Raw genomic sequence first — 853 nt, 5'->3', positions numbered from 1 at the left:
ACGGTTGTGGCGCACGTCTTCGGTGAACGCACTCTGGCCACACTGGAGCGTCTTCTGAGCCTGCTGTCGGCCTTTGAGGTCGTGGTATGGATGACGGATGGCTGGCCGCTGTATGAATCACGCCTGAAGGGAAAGCTGCACGTTATCAGCAAGCGTTACACTCAGCGCATTGAGCGACATAATCTGAATCTGAGACAACATCTGGCAAGGCTGGGACGGAAGTCACTGTCGTTCTCAAAATCGGTGGAGCTGCATGACAAGGTCATCGGGCATTATCTGAACATAAAACACTATCAGTAAGTTGGCAGCATTACCCCAATCCCTTTGCAAGATAATGTGATTTAAACGTAATACACACTCTTGCACCTCGCCACGCCCCAGGCGTTGAGATATTCGCTAATTATCCTGGTTACAGTGATTTAAGCGCGATGTTCTCATCTATCAGCAGTTTCGCATCAAACGTTTTGCCGCTCTGGATCCATTTGCGAATTGGGCGAATCTCACGCCCCTGATTCAGCGTGACTGCACCGATAAGCACGCCGTTTTGCAGATTAAACCAAATCGCCTTCTGAGTTTCCGGGTTGCCACGACAAAGCCAGTCTGAGGTGTACTGGCAATAGCGGACACTACCATTTGTTCTTTTTTTAAGCAGCCATCTGATGATATTTTTCCCTGAAGGCTGCCGGGGAGATATTCCCCAGACGAGAGTGACGACGCTGACGATTGTAGAAAATCTCAATGTATTCCCGTATTACTGAGATGGCTTCATCCCGGTTATTAAAACGATAGTGGCTCAGGCTCTCATTTTTCAGCGTTCCCCAGAAGCTTTCCATCGGAGCGTTGTCGTAACAGT

1 protein-coding gene and 2 pseudogenes are annotated in these 853 nt (G+C 49.1%); 1 reads left to right on the top strand and 2 read right to left on the bottom strand.

From position 1 onward, the window contains the following. Positions 1-300, top strand: a pseudogene (locus tag BGK49_RS16175) (IS1-like element IS1X2 family transposase); the annotation flags it as partial. Between the two features lie 109 nt (positions 301-409). Here BGK49_RS16175 and BGK49_RS30195 read toward each other — a convergent pair. Both BGK49_RS30195 and BGK49_RS16170 read right to left on the bottom strand, forming a co-directional pair. Further along, positions 410-601: pseudogene (locus tag BGK49_RS30195) on the bottom strand (oxidoreductase C-terminal domain-containing protein); the annotation flags it as partial. A gap of 43 nt (positions 602-644) precedes the next feature. Beyond that, on the bottom strand, positions 645-853 hold a 209-nt coding region (locus BGK49_RS16170; protein WP_001073957.1), incomplete at its 5' end, for an IS3 family transposase.

Origin of the sequence: Shigella sp. FC1544 (assembly GCF_001722145.1) — a bacterium.
GTDB lineage: Bacteria > Pseudomonadota > Gammaproteobacteria > Enterobacterales > Enterobacteriaceae > Escherichia > Escherichia coli.
The sequence above is the reverse complement of the archived record's forward strand: the minus strand, read 5'-3'. Positions and strand labels throughout refer to the sequence as shown.